Source organism: Streptomyces sp. CA-288835 (genome assembly GCF_050936385.1).
In the GTDB taxonomy this organism is placed as follows: domain Bacteria; phylum Actinomycetota; class Actinomycetes; order Streptomycetales; family Streptomycetaceae; genus Streptomyces.
In genome coordinates, this window is the sequence record NZ_JBNJMW010000001.1 from 662,649 (window position 1) to 685,803 (window position 23,155).

The following is a 23,155-nucleotide window of genomic DNA, read 5'->3' on the forward strand; positions in this document are numbered from 1 at the left end:
CGACCGCAGCGCGGCTGTCGAGGCCGAGGCAGGGAACTCGTCGCCCAGGTCGCTGCCTCTCCCGTACACGTGAAAGGCACATCATGGAATTCGTCAAGCCGCAGGCCACGGTCAAGGCTCCCGCGGACTGGTTCACCGGCGATGTCTGGTTCGACGTGATCTACGCGGGCCAGGAGCCGTCCCGGATGCGCGCCAACCTGGTCCGCTTCTCCCCCGGCGCCCGCACGCACTGGCACTCCCACGCGCTGGGCCAGGCCCTGCACGTCGTCTCGGGCACCGCCCTGATCGGCACCCGCGACGGCACCGTCTTCGAGGCCCACCCCGGCGAGACGGTCACCTGCCCGCCGAACGAGGAGCACTGGCACGGCGCCACCCCCGACCGCTTCATGGAGCACATCGCCATGTGGGAGGCCAGGGGCGACGGAAGCGAGGAAACCACCTGGAACGAGCCGGTCCCCGACGAGCAGTACAACCGTCCCCGAACCCGGTGAGGGGTGGTGCGATCGTGAGCCGCATTCTGGTGACCGGTTCCGCGGACGGCCTTGGGCGTGCCGCGGCAGATTCGCTGCTGTCCGCGGGACACGAGGTGGTGGTGCACGCCCGGAACCCGGAGCGCGCCGCCGGCCTCGACACGTTCGTCGACCGCGGGGCGCACATCGTGGTGGGCGATCTGACGGACCGTGATGCCGTACGACGAATCGCCGCCGAACTGACCGACACGGAGCCTCTCGACGCGGTCATTCACAACGCCGGCGTATGGAGCGGCCCGGCGGTCATGCCGGTCAACGTCATCGCCCCGTACCTGCTCACGGCCCTGCTCCGGAGCCCGCGCCGACTGGTGTACCTGAGCAGCGGCTCGCACTTCAGTGGGCGCCCCTCGCTCGCCGGGGTCGACTGGCGGGGCAGGAGCGCGGGCTCGTACTCGGACAGCAAGCTGTACGTCACCACGCTCGCCGCCGCGGTGGCCCGCCTGCGCCCCGGGGTGCTGAGCAACGCCGTCGACCCGGGCTGGGTGCCGACCAAGATGGGCGGACCCAGTGCACCGGACGACCTCGAGCTCGGTCACCGGACGCAGGAGTGGCTCGCGACGAGTGACGATCCCGAGGCCCTGACGACGGGCGGGTACTGGTACCACCGCGAGCGGCAGCAGCCGCATCGCGCGGTCCACGACGAGGCGTTCCAGGACCGCCTCCTGGAGGCGTTGGCCGAGGAGACGGGCACGGCTTTGTGACCGAGTGCGCGTTACGTCCGGTCATCCGGGCACGAAGGCCGTCCTTCCAGTAATCGGTACGGTGGTCTAGCATCCGGAACATCATGGAGCCCGGCGACCTCATCAACACCGGAACCCCGCCCGGCGTCGGCATGGGCTTCACCCCGCCCGTATGGCTGCGGCCCGGCGACGTGATGGAACTGGGCATCCAGCATCTCGGCACGCAGCGTCAACGCGTCGTCGCGCCACGGTGAACGCCCGCCTCATGCGAGCGTTCGTCCTGACCGCCCCCGGCACGTACGAGGTACGGGACGTCCCCGCGCCCGAGCCGGCTCCCGGCGAGGCCGTCATCGATGTCGAGCGAGTCGGCGTGTGTGGCACCGACGTGGAGTTCTTCACCGGCGCCATGGCCTACCTCCACCAAGGCCACTCCTCCTACCCCATGCGGCTCGGCCACGAATGGGCCGGGCGCGTGGCGGCCGTCGGCGAAGGCGTCGACACCACCTGGATCGGCCGGCGGGTCATGGGCGACACCATGCTCGGCTGCGGAACCTGCCGACGCTGCCTGCGCGGCCAGCAGCACGTGTGCGACAGGCGGCAGGAAGTCGGCATCCGCGGGAACCGGCCCGGCGCCCTCGCCGAGCGACTCGCCGTCCCCGTCTCATCGCTGCACGTCCTGCCCGACACCGTCGACGCCACTCTGGGAGCGCTGGTGGAGCCCGGCGGAAACGCGCTGCGGGCCGCGCAGGCAGCCGAACTGCGCTCCGGGGACAGGGCGTTGGTGCTCGGCCCTGGCACCATCGGCCTTCTCGTCGCCATGTTCGCCCGCGCCGCCGGCGCCGAAGTCCACCTCATGGGTCAGACCGACAGATCACTCGCCTTCGCCCGCGGCCTGGGCTTCGACCACGTATGGCGGGAGAACCAGCTCCCGGACCTGCCCTTCGACGCGGTCGTCGACGCCTCGAACGCGGCCCATCTGCCCGCGACGGCGCTCGACCTGGTCGAACCGGGCGGCCGCGTCGTCTACATCGGGCTGTCCGGCGAACCGAGCCGCATCGACACCCGCACCCTCGTCCTCAAGGACGTCACGGCGGTCGGCATCCTGTCCGCCTCCCCCGGCCTGGACGCCACCATCCGGGCCTACGCCGACGGGTCCGTCGACCCCAGGCCCCTGGTCGCCGCGACGGTCGGCCTCGCCCAGGCCGGTTCCGTCCTCGCCGGCGAACGCCCGCCGGGCGCGGGATCCGGCCCGAAGATCCACGTCGATCCCCGCCGCCCCGGCGACTGACCAGATCGAGGAGTGGGCCAGAAGGCTTCGACGACCTCCGGGCCGCGGCTGCCGCCTGCGACTCCTGTCCTTATGCTGCGGTTGGTGGCATCCAACCGCAGCCTGTACCGGCCACCCACCCCTCAGACCGAGCGCAGACTGAGAGCTGGACAGGCTGGCTCTGTGCATGGTGGCTACTGGTGACGGTGAGAAAACGACCTGACGGCCCGCGCGAGATCGCGGACGTCGGATTTGCTCCGCCGGTCGGCATTCCGGCGGGCGTCGAGGTCATGTCTCTGGCGGACCTGCGCGAGCGGGCCGCCGTCCGTATGGGCAGGGAGGGACTGTCGACACCTCAGCGGCCGACGTTCCACCACCTGATCACTCTCTCCAGCGGCTCCTTGTGGCACATGGTGGATTTCACCGGCTACGCCCTCAAGCCGGGCTCCTGGCTGTGGGTACGGCCCGGCCAGGTGCAGCAGTGGGGTGATCTGTACGAGGCCGAGGGCACCCTGGTGCTCTTCGAGCGCGACTTCGTCGATCCGGGCACCGTGGCCGCGGCGCGCGTGGACGATCCGTACGCACCCGTGCTCCAGGTTCCCGACCCGGAGGACGGCCACGCGTTGGAGATGGCCGTGCGTCATCTGGCACTTGAGTTCCAGGCACTGCGCGGCATTCCGCTGGAAGCCCATGTGGCGGTGCTGCGCCACCTGCTGGCGGTCCTGGTGCTGCGCCTTTCGCAGCGCACGGCGTCGGTCGGCAGTCCGGTCCCGGAGCCGGGCAAGACCTTCGTCCGCTTCCGTGAGGCGGTCGAACGCGACTTCGCCCGGACGCGTCGCCTGGAGGACTACGCCCGGGCGCTGGGCTACTCGCCCCGCACCCTCTCCCGAGCCACACTCGCCGGCGCAGGGGTGGGAGCGAAGGAGTTCATCGACCGGCGGGTGATCCTGGAAGCCAAACGCCTCCTCGCGCACGGCGACCAGCCAGCCTCCCGTATCGCGGCACAGCTCGGTTTCACCAGCGCCACCAACTTCAGCAAGTACTTCCATCAGCGCACCGGTCAGTCTCCGATCGCCTTCCGCGCAACCGTGCGGGGCCGCACCTCGGAGAGTGGTGGCGGCGCTGTGCCCCGTACCGGGTGACCAGGGCCGGGAGGGCCGCCCCGGCGAGCAGTGCCACCAGCTACGGGTGGGTTCAGGCGCCTGTGGCGGCGGCCAGGTGCTGGTCCAGGGCGCGGGTGAGCGCGTCGGCCGAGGAGACCGGGCCGCCCAGGCGGTCGGTGCCGTGTGCGGTGTGCAGCAGCAGCGTCGGGTAGCCGTCGACACCCAGACGCCGCACCTGGAGGATGTCGGTCGCGGCCTCGGCACGGGCGGTGGGCAAGGCGTACGCGGTCGCCACCGCGTCGGCGTCCAGGCCCAACTCGGCGGCGATGTCCCGGTAGACCTCGGGGTCGGAGAGGCTACGGCCGTCGACGTACCAGGCCCGCTGCATAGCGGCGGCGGCATCCAGGGCGTTCGCGCCGGACTGGCTGCGCAGGGCGACCAAGCCAGTGGCGGCATCCGCGGAGTCCATGACCGCGGTGCCGTCCGCCAGCGCGGCACGGTAGCCGTCGCCGAACGTGACGCCGGTCAACTCGGCGATGCGCCCGTTGGCGCCCGGGATGTGCGGGTAGGCGGACACCGGCAACGCGCGCGAGCCGGTGAACAGGCCGCCGGACAGCACCCTCAGCTCGACCCGGTCCGCGTTGGCGGCGACGAACTCGTGCAGGGCCGGGCCGAAGCCGTAGCACCAGCCGCAGTAGGCGTCGAAGGCGTACGTCAGTGGAATGCGCTCCACGGAGTCCCTCACGTGTCGTCCTTTCCGAATTCCGCCACCCGGCTCCCTCTCCCGGCCGGGCTGACACGCCCAACGCTATGGTCAGAAAGCGGGCCCCTTCGGATACGAGGGCGACAGCGTATGGTGAAAAAGCGACAACCTCGTGAGTACCTTGTCCGGGAGTCCCACCAGGCGGCAGCGGCTCCTGGACGAGCGCACCGCCACCCAGGCGGAACGAGCGGTGGCGGGACATCAGGCGGGCAACCTGGCCGAACGTCAGCGCCTGGCCCGGAAGGTCCACGACAAGGCCCTGGTTATGCCGACGCCCCGATCTCCCGGCTCAGCCCAGCTCTTCCTTGAAGCCCTCCCGCCACGAGGGGTAGCGCAGTTGCCAGCCCAGCTCCCGCTTCGCTCTGACGTTGGAGAAGCCGTGCCCCTCGGTCATCATCGTCACCGGGAACTCCCCGGCCAGCAGCTTGGCCAGCCACTTGGGAACCCGCAGCGGCCGCTTCGCCCCCGCGCACTCGGCGAGATACGGCAGCCAGTCGCGTACCTGGGCGGGCTCGTCGTCGACGATGTTGAACACGCCCCTCGCCTGCTGCTCCACGACCAGGACGGTGGCGCTCGCCGCGTCGTCGAGGTGCACCCACGAGGCCCAGCCGGTGCCCTCCCCGATGAGCGGGAACATCCGTTTGCGCACCATGTTGACCACGTCGTCGCTGGCGCCCGGCCCGTAGAACCCGCCGTACCGCAGGACCGTGCCGCCGGCCTTGGGCACCACGTCCTGGATGTGCAGGACACCGGCCGAGAGCCTGCGCGCCACCGGCGCCGTACCCGGGTCGATCGGGTCCTCCTCAGTCAGCAGTCCCGCTCCGGGCCCGTAGCTCTGCGCGAAGCTCTGTACGACGACATGGGGTACGCCGGTCGCCTCGGCGGCGGCCAGCAAGTGGTCCGTACCCTCGATGCGCAGCCGGTTGGTCGGGGCGAAGGACCGATCGGGGTGCCGCATGTCGAGCTTGCCGCTGAGCCCGGTCATCTGGTGCACGATCGCGTCCGGCCGGGCCTGGGCCACCGCCTCACCGACCGACACCGCGTCCAGCCCGTCCATCACGACACCCTGAGCACCCAGCTCCTCCAGCAAGCGCAGCTTGGCCGCACTCGTCGTCGTAGCCGTCACCTGGTGTCCCCGGGCCACCAACTGCGGCACCAGCCGCCGCCCCAGGGCCCCACTCCCGCCTGCCACGAACACGCGCATGACCGTCACCTTCCTGATCTCAAGTCCGTACTCCGTCTCTGATACCTCGGACGAAACAGCACCCGCTGTCTGTGACATCAGCGAGCTCAGAGCCCCGGATACAGATCACCGCCCCTCGCACCTCCGTCGTCGACGAGGCGGGCCTGCGCGGCACACAGACCTGCGCGAGCGATCCCTCCATACACGGGGAACGATCTACGAGCGGCTGCAACAGCGCACGTCAGCTCCACTCGTGAACACGTCCAGATACCGCAACGCGGCAGCGCCACGCAATCGGCCGAACGGCCGAGCCGTCCCGAGAACAGGACTTCTCCCCGATTTTTCAGCGCCTGCGACGGGCTACTGACCAATCCCCCCGAGTCCAAGACTCGGTCCTGGCCAACGGCACTCCCTTGCCGACGACTTGTCAGGCGGCCCCTGGCGCACCTCCCCCCTGTGCAGCCCGGTGCCGCGGTTGCTCATAGCCGTTCGGCCGAGGCGGTGGTCCACGCCGGGAGGGGAGAGTGGGGCCCGCTCTCTTCCTCGACAACGGGAGTACGGCGGCGATGTCGCCGCAGCCACGCCTGAGCCGCTGTGCAGTCGGGCCGCACGGGCTCGGCAGGTGACCGGGACAGGAGATGGGGATGACTATCCGGGTGGTCGTCGTGGACGACCAGGACATGGTGCGGTCGAGGTTAGCGGCGTTGCTGTCGGCGCCGAGCGACATCGACGTCGTGGGGGAGGCCGCCAACGGCAGGCTCGGCATCGAGGTCAGCCGCTGCACGCATCCCGACGTGGTGCTGATGGACCTACGGATGCCGGCGATGGACGGGCTGGAGTCGGCGCTGCTGTTGCTGGGTCCGCCGCCCGGCGTGGTGCATCGCCCCAAGGTGATCCCGGACGCCGCGGGCTTCCTCTTCATCGACGCGGCGCAATCGGCGAGTTTCGCCCAGTGGTACATCCGCGAGCCGTTCCCACGCGTGCGGCCGGGCGTACCGGTGTGCGTCCACGACGTCTTCACGGCCGGCCGCGAGCCGCTGCCGTTCACCGAGGGCGCGGTGCGCCGAGGCGTGGGACTGCCGCCTGCGCATGAGTGAGAGCCGCAGAGCCCTTCCGTGACCGGGAAGACCTGACCGCACACGGTTTCTCGAATTCGGTCGGCAAGAGCAATAAATAGAGCAAACGTATCGAGTGCCGCCGAAAAACTTACGGGAAAGCGACGGACCGGCGAGTAGGGACATTTGTCCCTGCCATGACCCGGCTCGTCGCCCAAGAATCCTGAACTCGCAATACGAAGAACCAATCAAGGACGGAGTAAACCATGGCCAAGAGGCGCTACAAGAACAGGAAGGTCCGGCTCGTCGCCGTCGGTGCGGCCCTCGCGACCGGCGGAGCCGTCGCGGCTCTCCTGCCTTCGGCGAACGCAGCCGAGGAGAAGACAGCAGAAGAGATCATGCGCATGTGTTCAAAGGCGCGGGTCATCGACGGCAAGGAACAGCAGTTCAACGGCATCGACAACGTCCCGCTGGCCGACTCGTGCGATTTCATTCCGGGGAAGATAGAAAAATTCAACGGGCCCACGGAGCAGGTCACGCCCGTGAACAGGAATTGCCCACCGAATCTGAACCCCGATCAGGTGGATCAGGGCACGTGGTCGACGACAGTGGGTCAGGGGCAGGGCAAATACACGGTGACCCAGCAGGGCGGACGGCGCGGTCAATGCTGTCCTGAAGAACTGCTGACGCCCGGACTCCCCCATCCCGCACGAATCCCCAGTCAGGAGACACACCATGACACGCGCCGGCCGCAGCGGAAGCCACCGGAGTAAGAAGAAGCGCCTCACTCTCGCCCTGGCCCCGGTGGCCGCCCTCGCCGTGGCGGTTCCACTCATGGCCAACGCTGGGGCGGCCACCCCCAGCGAGGTGGACGCCGACTGCAAGAGCGACTCGGACCGGCTGGAGAACTGCGAGTTCGTTCCCGTCCAGCACAACAGCAACAACTTCGGGCCCAACCAGCGAGTGTCCAAGCCGGACCTGAACTGCGGATCTGAGGATAAGCAGTCGAAATCCTTCGCTGTGTCCTCCAAGGTTCAGAGGGTCGTTCAGCTGGAGAACGGTTCCGTCGTGGCCGGCGGCGCCAAATTGGCGAACTCGGTCTTCGAAGTCGGAATCCAGTTCAACACGCAGGAAATCAACATCAAGCGCGACGATGCAGAATCCTCTTTCTCGTTCGGCATCAAGGGAACGATGAAGCCGGACCACATCGCCTTCTTCATGTGGTCGCAGAAACGCACCGACGTGAGCGGGCACCTCAAGGCAACGTACAAGGAGGAGCAGGACGGCCAGAAGGTGTTCTTCTCCCCCAGTAAAGGATCCACCGCCGTCCATGTCTTCTATCCGCAGCTCCTGAAGAACGGGACACCGAACGGGGAAATCTGGCTGCGCAACGTCAAGTGCGGCACTCCGGAGGCAGACAAAATCCTCAAAGACGCAGGCATTCTTGATGCCAAGAGCGAGGACAGCATTCGTGCCGAAAGCGAGGAAAACATTCGCACCGAGCCGGGATTCGGTGAGGGCGGAGAAAACGTCATCGACGAAAAATTCCCGCTGTCGGTAATCCCGGCGCTGTAACGTCCGGCCCGGACCCGAGTGAGCCCCCGCGCGTGCGCGGGGGCCAACCCACTTGCACCCTCGCCGCGATGTGAAGACACCTCGCGGAGGCCGTGTTTAACCTCCGCAGCCCTGGGAAGTCGGCCGCAAAAGCACAACGGCACAGCAGCGGACTCGCACTGTGCCGATGAAGGAGATCGAAATGGCTACGGGCATTGTGAAGTGGTTCAACGCGGAGAAGGGTTTCGGCTTCATCGCTCAGGACGGCGGCGGCCCTGACGTGTTTGTCCACTACTCGGCCATCGCCAGTACCGGCTACCGAGAACTCAACGAGGGCCAGAAGGTCCAGTTCGACGTGACGCAGGGCCCCAAGGGACCCCAAGCCGAAAACGTCACCCCCGCCTGACCAAGACCCGGCGCTCATGGCACTGGTCCCCAGTCAGCTGAACCCGGGGAACCACCGCATCATTCAACCCCGACCACCGTACTTACTGCGACCGTCAGGCTCCGAAAGCCCTGAAGCCCGGTCCCAGTGGCCCCTGCCCATATCGAAGGCCGGGCGACCTGCCACGATCGCCGATCCGCCCGGCATCCTCGACCTGTACGCCTTCACTCCCTCCCGCCGCGTGCGGGGGCACGGGGGGCAGGCGGAGGGCTCAACGCACGAGCAGCAGAGCAGGATGCGCGGGCCGGTGGCCGGCGCGCGGGCCGCCAGGACCCGCTGCCGCCGGCCGCCGGAGAGCTCGCCGACGGGGTGACCATCGTCCAGGCCACGCACGACCTCGAAGCCGCACGCTCAGCCGACACCTGCCTCCTGCTCAGCGACGGCCAGCGCTCGGCGGCGACCTCGGCCAGTCCAGCGTGTGATGCCGCCACGGCCATGTCGAGTGCGTCGACGACCAAGCCGGCGTGGTCCCGAACCACACACGAGGCGTCAGCCGCCGCCGTCGAGATCGGTGCGCTGGCGGAGCACCCGCAGCTCGTGGCCAAGGAGTTGCATCTCGTACAGCTTCCCGCGCGCGTTGTTGAAGGGGCGGTGGAGCACCATCATCAGCTGGCCGTCGAAGGTGTGGAACAGCATGCCGTGACCGCTGTCGTTCCGGACGAGCGGCCGTCGCTGGCTCCACGGGCCCTTGATGTCGCCGGACTTGGAGACGGCATGGGTCTGCACATACAAGCCACCGACGGTGCCGTCCGGGTTGGCCAGGTTCTTTTCGTACGTCGACCACAGCATGATCAGGGATTTGTCAGGGGTGCGGTACAGCTGCGGGCCGTCGGTGACGTAGGGCGGGAGTTGGTGCGGTACGCCGCCGGGGATCTGCTCGCTGATCCAGAACGCGTCCGAGGCCTTGAACAGGTAGGTCGGATCGCCGACGGTGCCCGACAGGTCCGGAGTCAGCCGGATCGCTTCCATGGTTCCGTCGATGGTCTGCAGCCACTCGTGCGCGTACACCATCCAGGGCTGCCCAGACGGGTCGACGTAGAGCGTCCCGTCGAGGGTCATGAGATTCTCGGGCGGGGTGGGGCGCGACGGGTCGATGACGGTGAAGGGGCCCAGCAGCGAGTCGGAAACAGCGATGATCGTGCCGCGCATGTAGTTCCCGATCGGGAACGGGGTGCCCCATTGGTTGGGTGGTGGTATCGGAAGCGGCTTGTCCTGGTTGTGCAGAGTGGTGAACAGGTAGTAATTGCCGCCCCACTCGTGCACCTCCGGCGCCCACCCACCGTGGGTTGTCCAGAGGCCCTCCTGGTCGGCGGCCAGGAAGACCACGACGGGGGGCATCCAGTCACGCAGGTTGCGGCTGCGGTAGACCATCGTGCCGGTGCCGTCCACACCCGATACCGATCGGTCGTTGGACGTGTAGAGGTAGTAGGTCGCGGTCTTCTTGTCGGCGACGATGAACGGGTCGTGCAGGGGCATGTCGGGAAGCCGCATGAGATCGGCGTCGGCCGCGGTCGAAGACGTCGTTGACACGTCGTCGGCGGAAGCGGACGCGGATGACGGAGACGCTGCGCCGAGAACGGTTGCGGCCGCGGCCGCGCCTGAGGTGGCGACGAAGCTGCGTCGGGAGCTGGGCAAGGTAGTTGGGCCTTTCCGGGAGACTTGCCGGGGGCCTTGATCGCCTGAGTGGGAGGCTCGGGTGGCTGCGATCAGACCCGTGACCGTTGCGATGGGCGGGAACGTGACGACGAAGTGCGCTGTCCGGCTGAGGGGGACGGTGGGGGTGCGGTCGAGGCGCGGACGATGAGTTCGACCGGTAGGCCGCTCGCCGGTGGCACTTCGGCGGCGGGCTCTTCGATGGCGTGGATGAGAAGCCTGAGTCCTTCCCTGGCTGCGGCGTCGAACGGCTGGCGCACCGTGGTCAGGCGTGGGGTGACGTAGGCGAAGACGGGGTTGCCGTCGAAACCGATGACGCTGACGTCGTCAGGCACGCGCCGACCGGCTTCCGTCAGGGCGTGGATCAAGCCGATGGCCATGTCGTCGCCCGAGACGAAGACCGCGGTCACCTCGGGGTCGGCGGCCAGTTCGCGCCCCGCCAGGTAACCGGACGCGGCCGACCAGTCGCCTTCGAGGAGGGTCGGTTGGGGCCTGCCGCGTGCCGCCAGAGCTGCCTGCCATCCCTCGGCACGATCCTTGGCGGCGTACCAGCGCAGTGGTCCGGCAAGGTGGTGGACGGTCGGGTGGCCCAGATCGAGCAGGTGGTCCGTGGCGGCCCGCGCCAGCCGGTCGGCTCCGACCCCTGCCGTCACCGCTCGAGAGCCGCCGAAGGCCGGTGGCGCGCCGAGGAAGAGAACCGGCACGTCGACGCGGACGGACACCTCTCCTTCGACGACGGGTTCGGAGACGATGATGCCGTCCACTCCCTGCTCCAGGAGGGAGCCCACAGCGGCGGCGATATCGTCCGGTTCGCCGTCCAGGGTGTTGACCACTCGGAGCGCGTAACCGGAGCCCCGTACGGCTTTCTCAATGGCCACGAGTAGCGAGGCGGTTCCGTACCCGGTCGTCCCCAGAGCGACCACACCGATGGAACGTGTGCGTCCGGAAGCCAGTGTTCGAGCCGCGTTGTTGAGCCGGTAGCCGAGTTCCTCGGCGGCTTCGATGACACGTCGCCGTACGTCGTCGGAGACGTACGGCTCGTTGTTGAGGACCCTCGACACGGTCTTGCGCGAGACGCCGACGAGTTGGGCGACATCGGCACTGCGCGGCACAGGAGCGCTCCCGCCCCGTCCTGCCACTCGTGTCATGGAGTCTCCTCTGGCCGAACACGGGAACCCTTCGAGGTCAGTTGTATGACCGCGCGGTCAATGTCTACGCAGTCAGAGATCGCACGTCAAGGGTGCGCCCCCGGCTTCCTGCCCGCGGTCCTCCCCGGACGTGAACTGAGGGGGGCGCATGCCGCGCAGTGAGTCGCAGCCTGCCGGGCTTCTGGCGCCCGTGGCCGCTGCTATCGGTCCTGGTGGCTCACCGGGCCGGTGCGGCTCACCGGGCCGGTGGGTGGAATGCGTACGGCGAGAAGAGCGATGTCGTCGTGGCCGTCGCTGGGGTGTTGGTCGGCGAGGGTGCGGCAGAACTCGTCGAGGGGCAGCCCGGCGTGGGCGCCGGCGGTGGCCGCAAGGATGTCCAGGTCGGCGTCCAGCGGGTGCCCGGGGTGTTCGACCAGGCCGTCGGTGAACAGCAGCACCGTGTCTCCGGGCGCGAGCGTATGGGTGTGGTCGGGGCGGTGCAGGCGGGCGTCGACGCCCAGCGGCACGCCGGGTTCGGCCTGCAGGTAGCGGGTGCGTCCATCGGCGCGGACGACCAGCGGCGGGAGGTGGCCGGCCGTCGACCAGTGCAGGCGCCAGCTGTCGCCGTAGGGTTCGATACGGGCCAGGCAGGCGGTGGTGACGGGGGCGTCGGTGATCGCGTGCAGGGTGTCGTCGAGCCGGTCCAGGACCAGGCTCGGCGGGGTGCGCCGTTCGTACAGCAGGGCGCGGAGCATGTTGCGGATCTGAGCCATGGCGGCGGCCGCGGTCAGGTCGTGGCCCACGACGTCGCCGATGATCGCGACGCAAGCACCGTCGGGGAGCAGCAAGGCGTCGTACCAGTCGCCGCCCAGGTGGTGGCCCGAAGCGGTGGCCGCCCGGTACTCCGCAGCCGCGGTGAACGGGGTCAGATCGGGCAGGGTGGGCAGCAGCAGGCGCTGAAATTGTTCGGCGGATGTACGTACCTGCTGGTACAGCCGGGCGTTCTCGATGGCGATGCCGGCGGCCCCGGCCAGCGCGCCCACGACGGCCGCGTCCTGCTCGTCGAACGGTCTGCCGTCGCGCCGGTCGGCCAGGTAGAGGTTGCCGTAGATGCGTCCGTGCACGCCGATGGCCACCCCGAGCAGGGTGCGCATCGGCGGATGCCCCGCGGGGAAGCCCACCGCGTCCGGATGGTGCGGTACATCGTCCACGCGCAATGGTTCGTGCTGCTCGATGAGGTGCGCGAGCAGGCCCTGGCCGTGCGGGGGATGGACTCCGGCGAGGGCCTGGTAGTCGGCGTCACTCAGGCCGAGCGGGATGAAATCCTCAAGGCCCGCCCGCTCCTCCTCCTTGAACACGCTGAGGGCACCGTAGCGGGCGTGCACCAGGTGCATCGCTGCGCTCACGATCTGTCGCAGCACCACCGGCAGATCCAGCTCTCTGCTGACCGCCAGCACCGCGTCCAGCAGCGCCTGCATCCGTTCCTGGGCGCGGGTGAGTTGCCTGAACTGCTCGGCGATGCCGCCCAGGTCCGCATCCCAGGTCGCCCCGGGCACCTCGTCGGCGTTCACTGGCACCTCACCCCTTCCGGGATACACCAGGTACCGCGACCGGATGCGGCCGCACGCACACCTTAGAACAGCCGACGCCTGCCCACCCCGCCGAGCGAACCCGCGACCAGGTACGTCAGCCTGTCATCCGTGGAGTGGCCGGTGCGCCTTCGCCGGCCTCCGAGTCGTGCGACGCGCGAGGCGTCAGTCCAGCATGTCGCGCAGTCGCTCGACGGCGTGGAGGCGTTCCCTGTGTGTGCCGGCCAGCGGCTTCACGCACAGGGTCGTCACTCCGGCGGCAGCAAAGGCATCGAGCTGTCCGGCGATCTGTTCCTTCGTCCCCACGAGGGATATGGCCTTCAACAGTCCCTCGGGGACGGCGGCTTCGGCCTCCTGCTTCTTTCCTGACAAATACAGGTCCTGGATGTGCGCCGCCTCCCGTTCGTAGCCGTACCGACCGGCGAGCCGGGCGTAGAAGTTCTTGTTCCTCGCGCCCATCCCCCCGATGTAGAGGGCCAGTTGTGGCCGAGCTCGGTCCAGCAGGTGTTCCACGTCGTCGCCGACGGCCAGAGGCGCCGTCACCGTGATGTCGAGCGTGCCCAGTGCCGGATCGCGCCGGGCCAGCCCCGAGGTCAGTGCCGCTCCCCACACCTCGGCGGCCTTTCCGGGATGGAAGAAAACGGGCAGCCAGCCCTCGGCGAGTTCGGCCGTCAGCTCGACGTTCTTCGGTCCGATCGCCGCCAGGGTGATGGGGATGCGGGAGCGGACCGGCTTGTTGAGGAGTTTCAAGGGCTTGCCGAGCCCCGTGCCCCGCTCGGCGGGAAGCGGAAGCGGGTACTTCGGACCCGGGTGCACCACCGGTTCGCCCCGCCACACCTGACGGCAGATCTCCACCACCTCGCGGGTGCGGCCGAGTGGCGCGTCGTACGGCACCCCGTGGAAGCCCTCGATCACCTGCGGACCCGACGCTCCGAGGCCGAGCGTGAACCGGCCGCCGGAGAGATCGTCCAGACCGGCGGCGGTCATCGCCAAGAGCGACGGCGTACGGGTGAAGACCGGCAGGATCCCGGAGGCGATCTCCAGGCGTTCGGTACGAGCCGCGAGGTAGCCCAATCGGCTGACGGCGTCGAACGAGTAGGCCTCCGGCACGAAGGCGATCTCGACCCCTGCCGTCTCGAAATCCCTTACGGCACGGACCGATTCGATGAAGTCGCCGCTGTAATCCATTGTCATACCGATACGCATGCGAAGGCCCCTCGTCTTCTGCCGACTGACTTTTTATCGAACGATCGTTTAACACCGTACCGACCTTCCTGCCCAGGCGGAACCGGCGGGCTCGTAGCCCTTCAACTCCGCCTCTCTGCAAGAGATCATGTGCAGGGACCTTGACCGAGTGACGTGGCTCACTCTACGTTCGCGCTGGCCTTAACGAACGATCGATGAGTGACGCTCAGCGTTGCTTCAGAGCGGCAAGGGAGGCCGAAGTGCTCGAAATCGATGGACTCGTCGTCCGGTACGGCGCTCGTGCACCCGTACTGCGGGGCGTGTCCCTGGACGTCGGCGGCAGCGGCGTCGTCGCGCTACTCGGCAGCAACGGCGCCGGAAAGACGACGCTCATGCGTGCCGTCTCCGGCACGCTCGGCCTGTACGGCGGCGGGGTCACCGAAGGCTCCGTCCGGTTCCGTGGCGAACGGATCACCGGTGCGGACACGGCCCGCACCGTGATGCACGGGCTCGTACAGGTACCGGAAGGACGGCACATCTTCGCCGGTCTGACGGTGGAGGAAAACCTGAACGCCGGTGCGCTCACCGTGCGGTCGTCGGCGCTGCGTGAGCGCACACGCCGTCGGATGTACGAACTCTTCCCACAGCTCGCCGAGCGGCGACGCGCCCGTGGCGGGACGCTGTCCGGCGGCGAGCAGCAAATGCTCGCCATCGCCCGGGCGTTGATGGCGCAACCCAGACTGCTGCTTCTCGACGAGCCGTCCCTCGGCCTCGCACCGCGGCTGGTGCATCTCGTGGGCGAGACCATCCGCGAGATCAGCCGGGAAGGGGTCCCCGTCCTGCTGGTGGAGCAGAACGCGGCGATGGCGCTTTCGGTCGCCGACTCGGCCTGTGTGCTCGACCTCGGCCGGGTGGTGCTGAGCGGACCGACGGACGAGCTGGCGCAGAGCGACGATGTGCGACGCCTCTACCTGGGCGCGGACGCGGACGCCGGCCAGGGCGCCGGCGGATCCGCACCGCGGCCCGGGCCCGGGACCGGAAACACGCCGACGCTGAGCAGGTGGTCCGGATGACGACGACTCCAACTGCAGCGGAACTGCGTGTCGAGGACGTGAGCGTGGTGTTCAGCGGCCTGCGCGCGCTTGACGGTGTGTCATTTACCGTGCGGCCCGGAACGATCCATGCCGTCATCGGTCCCAACGGTGCCGGGAAGACAACGCTGCTCAATGCCCTGTCGGGGATCTACCGTGTCGCTTCGGGCCGCATCATGGTGGACGGTCAGGAGGTGACGGGCCTGCGTCCGGACCGGGTGGCACGCAGGGGAGTCGCCCGCACCTTCCAGAACATCGTCGTGTCACCGGTCGAGTCCACACTCGACAACCTCATGGTCGGCCGGCATCGGCTGACCCGGTCCGGCATCGCCGCGACCGCACTGGGACTGGGCCGCGGTGAACAGCGTGTCCACGAAGCGCGGGTGCGCGACATCGCGGAGTTCGCCGGCTTGTCCGGGGTTCTGGACCGCCCGGCGGCGAGCCTCGCCTACGGGGATCTCAAGCGCCTGGAGTTCGCGCGGGCGCTGTGCCTGGAGCCGCGGTTGCTCATCCTCGACGAACCGGTCGCCGGGATGAACACCGCGGAGAGCGCGGAACTCGCCCGGCTGGTCTCCGCGGCACGTGACGCGCTCGGTCTGACCGTGGTGTTCGTCGAGCACGACATGGGAGTGGTCATGTCGATCGCCGACCGCATCACCGTCCTCGACTTCGGCAAGGTCGTCACGGACGGCACGCCGGAACACGTAAGGCAGCATCCGGAAGTGATCAGCGCCTATCTGGGAGCGCCCATGGAGTCCGGAAACGACCAGGTGGCGGAGAGGTTGTCGTGATGACCCGCGGAGTCGAAATCCTGCTGAGCGGTGTGTCTTTGGGGTTGTTGTACGCCCTGATCGCGCTGGGCTTCGTCATCGTCTTCAAGGCGACTCGCACGGTGAACTTCGCGCACGCCTCGTTTCTGCTCTTCGGTGTGTGGGTGGTGGCGCAGACCAGCCCGCACATCGGCTTCGCGGCCGCCGTGGCGCTCGGCCTGGTCGCGGCCGGGACGCTGGGACTGGCGGTGGAGCGACTGCTGCTGTCCCGGGTCGACGGCCGCAAGCATGACGCGCTGGCGATCCTCACCATCGGGGTCAACGTGGTACTCACCGCGGAACTGAGCTGGCGCATCGGGGAGAGCGTGCTGCCACTCGGCGCTCCCTGGGACGGACACGTGGTCCACTTCGACTCGGTGGTACTGCCCTTGTCCGTGATCATCACCATCCTCACCGTGCCGCTGCTGATCGCCGGTCTCGCCGCGGTCCTCCGCCACACCGGCTGGGGCCTGGCCATGCGCGCGTCGATCGAGGACCGCGAGGGCGCGGCGCTCGCCGGTGTCCGGCTGAAGCGGGTTTCGGCAGGTGCCTGGATCGCGGCCGGCATCCTCGCCGTCGCGGCCGGCATCGGTCTCGCGTCGTTCCCCAGCCCTGGCGTGGCCGTGAGTACCGGGACCGCGGCCATCAAGGCGCTCCCCGCCGCGATCATCGGCGGCCTCGACTCGCTCGGCGGGGCGATCGTGGGCGGCCTGCTCATCGGCATCGCCGAGGTGACCGTCGCCGAGTACCAGGACGCCCTCTCCTTCCTCGGGCGAGGGCTTGGGGACGTCGTGGCCTACGTGATCATGATCTGCATTCTGCTGTGGCGGCCCTCCGGCCTGTTCGGAGCGAAGGAGGTCAGCCGTGCCTGAGACGTCCCGGCTCCGCATGGCAGGGCGTTTGCCGGCCCTGTGCGCGCTGACCGCAGCCCTGGTGGTCCTCCTGGCACTGCCCCTGTATGTCTCCGCGTTCTGGCTGAACATGGGCCTGTTCGCGATGGCGGCGGCGGTCGGCGCGATCGGCCTCACCATCCTGCTCGGCGCGGCGGGACAGTTGTCCCTGGGACACGCCTTCTTCGTCGCCGTCGGCGCATACGGCTATGCCTTTCTGGCCGGAGAAAGCAGCGGCGGGGTGTCCGGTCTCGGCCTCCCCCCGCTACTCGCCGCAGTTCTGGCCGTCCTGCTGGCGGGTGTCTGCGGCCTGCTGTTCAGCCCGGTCTCCAGTCGCCTGCGCGGCATCTATCTGGGCATCGCCTCCCTGGGCCTGGTGTTCCTCGGCCACCATCTGCTGCAGAACATGAAGCCGGTGACCGGCGGCTTCGAGGGCCGGACCGTCGTGCCGATGTCGATCGGCGGGTTCTCCTTCTCCGACCAGGCGGACGTCACGGTCCTGGGCGTTCCGTTCGGTGCCGCCGAGAGCCAGTGGTATCTGTTCCTCGTCGTCACCGTCGGGGCGGCGCTGCTCGGCCGCAACGTCCTGCGCGGCCGGCCCGGCAGGGCGCTGAGGCTCATGAAGGACAGCGAGATCGGCGCGAGCGCCATGGGCGTCGACATACGACGCACCAAGGCAGCCGTCTTCGTACTGTCGTCGATGTATGCCGGCGCCGCCGGTGTGCTCACGGCACTGGCCTTTCAGCGCACCGTCCCCGACTATTTCAGCCTCCACCTGTCGGTCAACTATCTGGTGATGGTCATCCTGGGCGGCCTCGGATCCGTGGGTGGCGCGATCGCCGGTTCGGTCTTCGTCGTGACGCTGCCCCTGCTGTTCTCCCGCTACGCGGATTCCCTGCCGTTCGTCACCGGGGCCGGCGGGCAGGGGCTGGACGCGTCGACAGCGGCACAGTTCGTGTACGGCGCGGTCGTCATCGTGGCCGTGATCGTCCAGCCGGGCGGTCTGGCGGCGTTGGCCGGCGCCGTTCGACCTCTACGAAGCCGCCGCCCGGCCGCGGCCGCCGCTCCCTGAACCCCTGCTTCCCAGCCGTCCGTCGCCTCAGGCACTCCAGACCCGCCTCCCCCACTTTGCCGGACGTGTGCTGTCAACCACCTCATCCGCTTCTCAGCGAGGAGACACACCGATGCACAAATCGCGCACAGTCGGCCTGACGGCCGCGGCCCTGGCCTTCACGCTGGCGGTTGCCGGCTGCTCCACCAAGGCCGAAACGGCCGGGACCGCCGCCGCGCCCGGGGTCAGCGACTCCACCATCAAGCTCGGAGTGCTGATGGACCTGTCGGGCCCGTTCGCGGGCACTGGCAAGACGATCCTCGACGCGAGCAACGTCGCCGTGAAGGAGATCAACGCGGCAGGCGGTGTCTGCGACCGCAAGCTGGCACTGGTCACCCGCGACCACGGCTACGACCCGCAGAAGGCCGTCGCCGCGTACGACGAGATGGATCCGCAGGTCCTCGGCTATCTGAACATTCTCGGCTCGCCGGTCGTCACGGCGCTGCGGGAGAAGATCGAGGCGAAGGACGAACTCGCCGGCCTGACCACGTTCGCGTCGACCCTGCTCGGGGACGAGCACCTGATCGTCCTGGGTGCCACGTACGACATCCAGACGATCAACGGCCTGGACTGGCTCGTGAGGAAGGGCGAACTGCGCAGCGGCGATTCCGTCGGGCATATCTACCTCCAAGGAGAAATCGGCGAGAACAGCCTGCGGGGCAGCAAGTTCGCTGCGGGGAAGCTGGGGTTGAAGATCGTCGGCCAGCAGATCGAACCCGCCGCAACCGACCTCACCAGCCAGGTCAACGCGCTCAAGTCGGCGAAGGTCAAGGCGATCCTGGTGGACTCGACGCCCAAGCAGGCGGCTTCGGTGGCGGCAGTGGCGCAGGCGGCCGACATGGAGGTGCCGATCATGGGCGGGGTGTCGACCTTCGCCACCAGCCTGCTCAGGACGTCTGCGGCGCCCGCGCTCACCGAGCACTACACCAGGCTCTCCGGTCTTGGCGGCATCGGTGAGGACAATGCCGCCGCTCGCAAGCTGGCCGCTGCCTGGAAGGACCAGAACGGTAAGGCACCGGAGGCCAGCAGCGGAGTCGTCCACGCCTACGCCATGACCAAGCTCTACGCCGAGATACTCGGCAAGAGCTGCGAGGACCTCACCCGCCCGGGCGTGCTCAAGGCCCGCAGCGCTGTCACCGACTTCACGCTACCGGGCCTGCTCCCGCCTCAGGACTTCTCCGATCCCGCTGAGCCCAGTTCGCGCGAGGCCCAGGTGCTGGGTGTGGACAAGGGTGTCTTCGCCGGAGTCAAAGCACTCGGTGACTTCTTCGCCTCGGACCTGGCGAAGGAGTACAAGGTTCCGTCGGCCGGATGACACCGGGGACTGTGCCCGGCGGGTCGGCGGCGGCGGTGCGCCGGCCCTCGGCTCCGCATGGCAGGGGAGCGGAGCGGCTTTGTCGATCGTTCGTTCGTTCTGGGAGGCTGGGGCCATGGATGCGATGAGCGGCAAAGCGGCGGACAAGAGCGGCAAGACGGCGGGCAAGAGCGGCAAGGCGGCGGACAACGGTCCCACCAGCCCCCGGGGAAACGGCCGGGACGCCATCATGGACGCCGCACGAGATGTCTTCGCGGAGCGCGGCTACTTCGGCGCCTCCATTCGTGACATCGCCAAGCGGGCCGACATGAGTCTGTCCGCCCTCTATTACTACTACTCCGGCAAGGCAGAGCTCTTCCACGCCCTGATCGAGGACTCGCTCGACGACTACTTCCGTCACTGCGAGAAGGAACTGGCCCAGGCCGGTGACGACCCTGCCGCGCGGCTGGCCGCCCTGGTCAGAGTGACGGTCGACTACCGGGTCCGGCGGCGGGTCGAGAGTCTGCTGACCCTCCAGGAACTCCGTTACCTCGAACCCGAGTACCGCAACCCCATCATCGAAAGGCGACACGCTGTATCGGGACTCTTCCAGAAGGCCATAGACGACGGCATCGCCGGCGGAGTCTTCCGGACCCCGCACCCGGACGACGCCCGCCGGGCGGTCATGGCGATGTGTAACGCCGTCGCCCAGTGGTACGACCCGTCCGGCGACCTCGGGACGACGGAGCTGTGCGACCGGTACGTGCGGCTGGCGTTCGCAATGCTCGGGCACGGCGAGGCGCCGGCCCGGTAGGTCGCCCGCACTTTCGTCGCGGTCATTGACAGTGGGTGAGACGGCGACCTAACTTAACGATCGTTCGACAAGTACCTTCTTTTCATCGGCTGCAGCCCCGACCACAACGGCCGGGGCCCGTGCCCCGGCGTACGACGGCAGTCGCCGAGCCTTCGCGGCGCCGGCGGCGGCAGATCCGACACCGACTCGACCGACTGGAGCGTCCATGCAGACCAGCGGAATATCCGCAGTGGTGACCGGCGGCGCGTCGGGGCTCGGCCTGGCGACGGCACGGCGGCTGCTCAAGGCCGGCGCCCGCGTCACCATCGCGGACCTGCCCTCCTCGGACGGCGCCCGCGCCGTCCGCGACCTCGGCCCCGAGGCCGTCTTCGTCCCCGCCGACGTGACGAGCACCGAGGACATGACCGCCGTCCTCGACACCGCCGAGCGGACAGGAGCGCTGCGCGCGGTCGTCCACTGCGCGGGCCGCGGCGGCCCGCTCCGCGTGGTCAACAAGGACGGCACCGCCGGTGATCTCGACCATTTCCGCGCCGTGGTCGACGTCAACCTGATCGGCACCTTCAACGTGCTCCGGCTCGCCGCCGCCCGCATGGCCCGCAACGAACCACTCGACGGGGACCGCGGAGTGGTGGTCATGACAGCGTCGGTCGCGGCGTTCGAGGGGCAGATCGGACAGAGCCCGTACGCGGCGTCGAAGGCCGGCGTGGCCGGCCTCACTGTGTGTGCGGCCCGGGATCTGGCGAGCAAGAGCATCCGGGTCGTCACCATCGCGCCCGGCTTGTTCGACACACCGATGCTCGGCAGGAGGCCGAAGGAGAAGCTCGACGCGCTCGCTGCCGCGGTGCCGCACCCGCCGCGCCTGGGCGCGGCGGACGAGTACGCACAACTCGCCCTGCACATCATCGACAACGCGATGCTCAACGGAGAGACCATCCGCCTCGACGGCGCGATCCGCCTGGCCCCACGCTGAAGGCCGGCGCTCAACCGCTATTCCCCAACCGCGACCACCGCTTGGCCACCGTAAAGGAGCTGCCGTGGCAGACGAAGTACTGGTCGAGTACGGCGACGACGGCATCGCCGTCATCACCATCAACCGGCCCGAATCCCGCAACGCGGTCACCCGAGCCGTCGCGGAGGCGATCGCGTCCGCGCTGGACGAGTTGGACGAGCGTGACGACCTCGCGGTCGGCATCATCACCGGCGCGGGCGGCACCTTCTGCGCGGGCATGGACCTCAAGGCGTTTCTGCGGGGCGAGCGCCCTCACGTGCAGGGGCGCGGTTTCGCCGGCCTCACCGAGACCCCGCCGCGCAAGCCGCTGATCGCCGCCGTCGAGGGCTACGCCGTGGCGGGCGGATGCGAGATCGCCCTCGCGAGTGATCTGGTCGTCGCCGCGGAGGACGCCAAGTTCGGGCTGCCCGAGGTCAAGCGCGGTCTGGTGGCGGTGGCCGGAGGACTGCTGCGACTGCCGGGCCGGATCCCGTACCAGATCGCGATGGAACTCGCTCTCACCGGCGATGTCCTCACCGCGGACCGGGCCTACCACTACGGACTGGTCAACCGGCTCACTCCACCCGGCGGCGCGCTGAAGGAGGCGAGGCTGCTGGCCTCCGCCATCGCCGCCAACGGTCCGCTCGCCGTACGGGTCACCAAACGTATCCTCGTGGAGTCTCCCGGCTGGCCACGCGACGAGCTGTTCGACCGTCAGAAGCCGATCACCGAGCTGGTGTTCAACTCGGATGACGCGCGGGAAGGCGCGTCGGCCTTCACCGAGAAGCGCGCTCCCGTCTGGCGAGGCCGGTGAGCGGCCGGTGAACGAAGAACAAGACCAGGAACGTGCGAACGGCGCCGTACCCGATGCGGCCCCGGGGCCGCTCGCCGGGCTGCGGGTCATCGAGCTCGGGGGCATCGGGCCTGGGCCGTTCTGCGCGATGCTCCTCGCCGACGCCGGTGCGGACGTGATCCGTGTCGAGCGCCCGTCGGACGTGGCCGGCAAGCCCGATCCCGTCCTGCACCGGGGGCGGCGCTCGGCCGCCATCGACCTCAAGCACCCGGAAGGCGTCGGCGCCGTCCTCGACCTGGTGGCGGATGCCGATGTCCTCCTGGAGGGCTTCCGGCCGGGGGTGGCCGAACGGCTCGGCGTGGGCCCCGGCCCGTGCCTGGACCGCAACCCGCGCCTGGTCTACGGACGGATGACGGGATTCGGGCAGGACGGGCCGCTCGCGCCGCGGGCCGGGCACGACATCAACTACATCGCCCTGTCGGGGGCCCTGGGAGCCATCGGACCGGCCGACGGCCCGCCGGTCCTGCCGCTCAACCTGCTCGGCGACTTCGGCGGCGGTGGCGCACTGCTCGCCTTCGGTGTGCTGTGCGCGGTCGTGCAGGCACGCGCCGCCGGGAAAGGCCAGGTCGTGGACGCCGCGATGGTGGACGGGTCGGCTCAGCTGCTGGCCATGATCTACGGCCGTCTGCACCAGGGGCGGTGGACCGACCATCGGGGCGTCAACTACCTGGACGGCACAGCCCCGTTCTACGGCGTCTACCGCTGCCGCGACGGCGAGTACGTAGCGGTCGGCGCGATCGAGGCGCCCTTCTTCGCCACCCTCCTGGAACGGCTCGACCTGGTCGCGGATGCCGACTTCGCCCAACAGTGGGACCGGTCCCGCTGGCCGGTCATGCGGCGGCGCCTCGCGGAGGTCTTCGCCGCCCGCACCCGCGACGACTGGGCCGCCATGTTCGCCGACGCCGACGCGTGCGTCACCCCCGTGCTGTCGCTGGTGGAGGCACCGCACCATCCTCACAACGCCGCACGCGGCACCTTCCTCACCGACGGCACGGGAGTCCTCCAGCCCGCCCCGGCCCCCCGGTTCGGCTCCTCCACCCCTCGCCGGCACACCCGGCCGGCCCCCCTTCCGGGCGAGCACACAGCGCAGGTCCTCGCCGAGACGGGCCGCAGCCCCGAGCAGATCAAGAAGCTTTTCGACGCGGAGGTCGTGCGATGAGCCGGCGTACGA

The 23,155-nt window shown here is 69.0% G+C and carries 23 protein-coding genes and 2 pseudogenes; 19 read left to right on the forward strand and 6 right to left on the reverse strand.

Annotated features, from left to right (window positions below; all coding sequences use genetic code 11):
- Nucleotides 1–83 precede the first annotated feature (83 nt).
- From ACQEVY_RS03130 to ACQEVY_RS03150, 5 genes are all read left to right on the forward strand, one after another.
- Nucleotides 84–491, forward strand: coding sequence for a (R)-mandelonitrile lyase (locus ACQEVY_RS03130; protein WP_432944536.1), 408 nt, complete (start codon nt 84–86; stop codon nt 489–491).
- 14 nt (nt 492–505) lie between these two features.
- Nucleotides 506–1,231 (forward strand): SDR family NAD(P)-dependent oxidoreductase, encoded by a 726-nt coding sequence (locus ACQEVY_RS03135; RefSeq protein ID WP_432944538.1) that lies wholly within the window; start codon nt 506–508, stop codon nt 1,229–1,231.
- Between the two features lie 83 nt (nt 1,232–1,314).
- A complete protein-coding gene (locus ACQEVY_RS03140) occupies nt 1,315–1,464 on the forward strand; it encodes a fumarylacetoacetate hydrolase family protein (protein WP_432944540.1) in 150 nt (49 codons plus the stop codon).
- Between the two features lie 11 nt (nt 1,465–1,475).
- Nucleotides 1,476–2,498, forward strand: coding sequence for a zinc-dependent alcohol dehydrogenase (locus tag ACQEVY_RS03145; protein WP_432944542.1), 1,023 nt, complete (start codon nt 1,476–1,478; stop codon nt 2,496–2,498).
- A gap of 179 nt (nt 2,499–2,677) precedes the next feature.
- On the forward strand, nt 2,678–3,619 hold the full coding sequence (locus tag ACQEVY_RS03150; protein WP_432944544.1) for a helix-turn-helix domain-containing protein: 942 nt from the start codon (nt 2,678–2,680) through the stop codon (nt 3,617–3,619).
- 52 nt (nt 3,620–3,671) lie between these two features.
- Here the strand turns inward: ACQEVY_RS03150 and ACQEVY_RS03155 are convergent, their stop codons facing one another.
- Nucleotides 3,672–4,325: a DsbA family protein gene (locus ACQEVY_RS03155; protein ID WP_432944546.1), complete on the reverse strand. Its 654-nt coding sequence runs from the start codon at nt 4,323–4,325 to the stop codon at nt 3,672–3,674.
- A 307-nt stretch (nt 4,326–4,632) separates the two neighbouring features.
- Complete coding sequence (locus ACQEVY_RS03160) at nt 4,633–5,547, reverse strand: NAD-dependent epimerase/dehydratase family protein (protein WP_432944548.1); 915 nt, start codon at nt 5,545–5,547, stop codon at nt 4,633–4,635.
- Nucleotides 5,548–6,170: 623 nt separating this feature from the next.
- Here ACQEVY_RS03160 and ACQEVY_RS03165 point away from each other — a divergent pair.
- From ACQEVY_RS03165 to ACQEVY_RS03185, 5 genes and pseudogenes are all read left to right on the forward strand, one after another.
- Nucleotides 6,171–6,422 (forward strand): annotated as a pseudogene (locus ACQEVY_RS03165) (response regulator); the annotation flags it as partial.
- A gap of 425 nt (nt 6,423–6,847) precedes the next feature.
- On the forward strand, nt 6,848–7,354 hold the full coding sequence (locus tag ACQEVY_RS03170) for a hypothetical protein (protein WP_432944550.1): 507 nt from the start codon (nt 6,848–6,850) through the stop codon (nt 7,352–7,354).
- Complete coding sequence (locus ACQEVY_RS03175) at nt 7,317–8,156, forward strand: hypothetical protein (protein WP_432944552.1); 840 nt, start codon at nt 7,317–7,319, stop codon at nt 8,154–8,156. The genes ACQEVY_RS03170 and ACQEVY_RS03175 overlap by 38 nt, the downstream gene beginning before the upstream one ends.
- A 181-nt stretch (nt 8,157–8,337) precedes the next feature.
- On the forward strand, nt 8,338–8,541 hold the full coding sequence (locus tag ACQEVY_RS03180; protein WP_432944554.1) for a cold-shock protein: 204 nt from the start codon (nt 8,338–8,340) through the stop codon (nt 8,539–8,541).
- Between the two features lie 336 nt (nt 8,542–8,877).
- Nucleotides 8,878–8,967: pseudogene (locus ACQEVY_RS03185) on the forward strand (ABC transporter ATP-binding protein); the annotation flags it as partial.
- A gap of 102 nt (nt 8,968–9,069) precedes the next feature.
- On the opposite strand, the gene ACQEVY_RS03190 reads toward ACQEVY_RS03185, so the two are convergent.
- The 4 genes from ACQEVY_RS03190 to ACQEVY_RS03205 all read right to left on the reverse strand — a co-directional run bounded on the left by ACQEVY_RS03190 (nt 9,070) and on the right by ACQEVY_RS03205 (nt 14,155).
- On the reverse strand, nt 9,070–10,071 hold the full coding sequence (locus ACQEVY_RS03190) for a glycoside hydrolase family 43 protein (protein WP_432955044.1): 1,002 nt from the start codon (nt 10,069–10,071) through the stop codon (nt 9,070–9,072).
- A gap of 215 nt (nt 10,072–10,286) precedes the next feature.
- Nucleotides 10,287–11,381, reverse strand: coding sequence for a LacI family DNA-binding transcriptional regulator (locus tag ACQEVY_RS03195; protein WP_432944556.1), 1,095 nt, complete (start codon nt 11,379–11,381; stop codon nt 10,287–10,289).
- A 200-nt stretch (nt 11,382–11,581) separates the two neighbouring features.
- A complete protein-coding gene (locus ACQEVY_RS03200) occupies nt 11,582–12,937 on the reverse strand; it encodes a PP2C family protein-serine/threonine phosphatase (protein WP_432944558.1) in 1,356 nt (451 codons plus the stop codon).
- A gap of 177 nt (nt 12,938–13,114) precedes the next feature.
- Entirely contained in the window at nt 13,115–14,155 is a 1,041-nt protein-coding gene (locus tag ACQEVY_RS03205) for an LLM class F420-dependent oxidoreductase (RefSeq protein WP_432944560.1), read from the reverse strand.
- A gap of 194 nt (nt 14,156–14,349) precedes the next feature.
- Here ACQEVY_RS03205 and ACQEVY_RS03210 point away from each other — a divergent pair, with 194 nt between their 5' ends.
- From ACQEVY_RS03210 to ACQEVY_RS03250, 9 genes are all read left to right on the forward strand, one after another.
- Nucleotides 14,350–15,207, forward strand: coding sequence for an ABC transporter ATP-binding protein (locus ACQEVY_RS03210; RefSeq protein ID WP_432944562.1), 858 nt, complete (start codon nt 14,350–14,352; stop codon nt 15,205–15,207).
- Entirely contained in the window at nt 15,204–16,016 is an 813-nt protein-coding gene (locus tag ACQEVY_RS03215; RefSeq protein WP_388672894.1) for an ABC transporter ATP-binding protein, read from the forward strand. Before ACQEVY_RS03210 ends, ACQEVY_RS03215 begins: the two co-directional genes overlap by 4 nt.
- A complete protein-coding gene (locus ACQEVY_RS03220) occupies nt 16,016–16,906 on the forward strand; it encodes a branched-chain amino acid ABC transporter permease (protein WP_432944565.1) in 891 nt (296 codons plus the stop codon). The genes ACQEVY_RS03215 and ACQEVY_RS03220 overlap by 1 nt, the downstream gene beginning before the upstream one ends.
- The gene (locus ACQEVY_RS03225) at nt 16,899–17,996 is read left to right on the forward strand and encodes a branched-chain amino acid ABC transporter permease (RefSeq protein ID WP_432944567.1); all 1,098 of its coding nucleotides are present in this window, start codon (nt 16,899–16,901) and stop codon (nt 17,994–17,996) included. Before ACQEVY_RS03220 ends, ACQEVY_RS03225 begins: the two co-directional genes overlap by 8 nt.
- A 112-nt stretch (nt 17,997–18,108) precedes the next feature.
- Nucleotides 18,109–19,350, forward strand: coding sequence for an ABC transporter substrate-binding protein (locus tag ACQEVY_RS03230; RefSeq protein WP_432944569.1), 1,242 nt, complete (start codon nt 18,109–18,111; stop codon nt 19,348–19,350).
- A gap of 115 nt (nt 19,351–19,465) precedes the next feature.
- Nucleotides 19,466–20,143 carry a TetR/AcrR family transcriptional regulator gene (locus tag ACQEVY_RS03235; RefSeq protein WP_432944571.1) on the forward strand — a complete coding sequence of 226 codons (678 nt, stop codon included), beginning with the start codon at nt 19,466–19,468 and terminating at the stop codon, nt 20,141–20,143.
- A 205-nt stretch (nt 20,144–20,348) separates the two neighbouring features.
- Nucleotides 20,349–21,113, forward strand: coding sequence for an SDR family NAD(P)-dependent oxidoreductase (locus ACQEVY_RS03240; protein ID WP_432944573.1), 765 nt, complete (start codon nt 20,349–20,351; stop codon nt 21,111–21,113).
- A gap of 64 nt (nt 21,114–21,177) precedes the next feature.
- Nucleotides 21,178–21,945 (forward strand): crotonase/enoyl-CoA hydratase family protein, encoded by a 768-nt coding sequence (locus tag ACQEVY_RS03245; RefSeq protein ID WP_432944575.1) that lies wholly within the window; start codon nt 21,178–21,180, stop codon nt 21,943–21,945.
- Between the two features lie 7 nt (nt 21,946–21,952).
- Nucleotides 21,953–23,143, forward strand: coding sequence for a CaiB/BaiF CoA transferase family protein (locus ACQEVY_RS03250; protein WP_432944577.1), 1,191 nt, complete (start codon nt 21,953–21,955; stop codon nt 23,141–23,143).
- Nucleotides 23,144–23,155: the final 12 nt, after the last annotated feature.